At 72.7% G+C, this 2,189-nt stretch carries 4 protein-coding genes; all 4 read left to right on the top strand.

Translation table 11 applies throughout. From position 1 onward, the window contains the following. The first annotated feature begins 202 nt into the window (after window positions 1-202). Complete coding sequence (locus AA75_RS46605; RefSeq protein ID WP_082527173.1) at window positions 203-376, top strand: CsbD family protein; 174 nt, start codon at window positions 203-205, stop codon at window positions 374-376. 55 nt (window positions 377-431) lie between these two features. Further along, window positions 432-773, top strand: coding sequence for a hypothetical protein (locus tag AA75_RS39405; protein WP_033825279.1), 342 nt, complete (start codon window positions 432-434; stop codon window positions 771-773). A 107-nt stretch (window positions 774-880) separates the two neighbouring features. Further along, the gene (locus tag AA75_RS39400) at window positions 881-1,258 is read left to right on the top strand and encodes a hypothetical protein (RefSeq protein WP_149038652.1); all 378 of its coding nucleotides are present in this window, start codon (window positions 881-883) and stop codon (window positions 1,256-1,258) included. A gap of 179 nt (window positions 1,259-1,437) precedes the next feature. Further along, window positions 1,438-2,189, top strand: a 752-nt coding sequence (locus tag AA75_RS39395) for a YhjD/YihY/BrkB family envelope integrity protein (RefSeq protein WP_051814185.1), incomplete at its 3' end; no start/stop codon positions are given.

Below are 2,189 nucleotides of genomic sequence, written 5' to 3'. Positions count from 1 at the left end.
CGCAGCGGCACGCACGAGCAGACCGCCGGCACCCGGGTCGCCCCGATGCCGCAGGAACGCGTCCAAGACCCGCACCGGGACGACGAGCCGGAAGCCGAGCCCGAGCGCGGGCACCGCAGGCCGCACCTGTTCGGGACCGGCTAGGCCCGCCACGGGCCACCCCTCACGACCACTCGCGATCACTCAGGAAAGGACATCAGCCATGACTATGGGCAAGAAGATCGCTCACAAGGCCGAAGAGGTCAAGGGCGGCGCGAAGAAGACCGTCGGCCGGGCGACCGGCAACCGCAGCCTCGAGGCGGAGGGCCGCAGCGAGCAGATGAAGGGCGACGCCAAGCAGGCCGGCGCGAAGGCCAAGGACGCCCTCAAACACTGACCACCCGGCCGCACCCGCCGTCGGGTGCGCACCCCGAGTGGAGAAGGAGCACGTCATGACCGATGTCCGGGGCCACGCCCCCGCATCGCAGGACGCACCCGGAACCGGCCTGGTCGGCTTCAAGGTCGAGGCCAGTGACGGCCACATCGGCAAGGTCGACGAGGCCACCGACGACGTCGGCTCCGCCCACTTCGTCGTCAACTGCAGGCCGTGGCTGCTCGGCAGGCACGTGATGCTGCCGGCCGGCACCGTCACCCGGGTCGACCACACCAACAGGACGATCCACCTCAACCGCACCAAGGAGCAGGTCAAGGGCACGCCCATCTACGACCCCGCCCTCCACCGGGGCGACGCCGACTACCGCCTGGGTCCGACCTCCTACTTCGGATCCCCCTGACCGCCGGCCCGCCAAGGCCCTGCGCCACACCGAGGGTGCCGCCCTCCCGGCGGACCCGTGAACACCGGCCGCGTCCAGCGGCCGACCCGACCCAGCAGGTGATGATCATGACTGCGAGGAACACCCACCCCACGATGGAAGAAGGCCGGGCGAGCCGGTTCGACGGCGAGGACCAGCACGGTTGGTCCCCCGACATCGACGCCGAGCACCAAGAGCCCAACGACAGTGCCCACCGCTCCTTCCACCCCGAGACCTACGCTCCCAAGCCGGGACCCGGTCGTGAGAAGGCCGCCGAGGAGGAGCAGGACGTCCCGGGCAACACCGTGGAGAGCAAGGGCCGCCGCGGCGAGGACCAGGGGCCCGGCAAGCACACCTACGACCTGGGAGAGCAGGGCCCGTCCGGCCGCCCCAGCGGCGGACGCACCGCCAAGGCCCACACCGGCGTCGACCCCCAGGAACCCGACGGCCCGACCTCGGGCCACTGACGCCCCGGCATCGTCGGCAGGCCGTCGGACCATCAGGTCCCGTCATGGCGCGCGCTCCCACCCCGCAGGGCTCCGGCCGGTCGCCGGAGCACCGCCCGGCGCCCGCGACGCCGCCGGCACGGACACCGCGGGAACCGCCGTCCCCCGCGAGCCGGCCGTCCCCGATCGGGCGGTTGCGGATGGCCGCCCGCTCGGCGGCCGGGCGGGCGTGGAGCAGGGGCAGCGCGGTCGAACTGTCGCAGCGGGCACTGGGCTTCGCGGCGCTCGGGTTCCTCACGCTGGTCCCACTGCTGATCGTCATCTCGGCGGCCGATCCGGCGAACGGCCACGGGTTCGCCCAGTGGCTCGGCGACGGGATCGGTGTCTCCGGGCCTTCGGTCAGGAACATCGAGCAGTTGATCGCGCTGCCCGACGAGACCCTGCGGACGACGACGGCGTTCAGCCTGGCCGCCCTCGCCGCGTTCGGGCTGTCGTTCGGTGCGGCGGTCCAGACCACCTACGAGAAGATCTGGGGGCTGCCGCCGGCCCGCTGGTGGGCGAGGTGGCGCCATGCCGTGTGGCTGGCCGCGCTGATCGGCGTGCTCCTGCTCTTCGCCACCACCGCCGTGTGGCGGCGGACCCCGTTCGGCGGTCTCGTCTCGGTGCTGCTCGCCGTCCTGTTCCTCTGGTGGTCGCAGTGGATGCTGCTCGGCGGCCGGGTCCGATGGAGCGCCCTGCTGCCCGGAGCCGTGATCACGACGGCCGGGCTGCTCGGCCTGCGGGTGTTCTCGCGGCTCGTCTTCTCGCCGCTGATCGGCACCGACGCCCTCGCCTACGGGCCGATCGGGACCGTCCTGGTCGTCCAATCGTGGCTGGTGGGCGTCGGTGTCGTGGTGTACGGCGGCGCGCTGGCGGGCCGGCTGGTCCACGACGAACTTCCCCGCGCAGCAGC

This window comes from Kitasatospora sp. MBT63 (genome assembly GCF_000710465.2).
Classification (GTDB): domain Bacteria; phylum Actinomycetota; class Actinomycetes; order Streptomycetales; family Streptomycetaceae; genus Kitasatospora.
The sequence above is the reverse complement of the archived record's forward strand: the minus strand, read 5'-3'. Positions and strand labels throughout refer to the sequence as shown.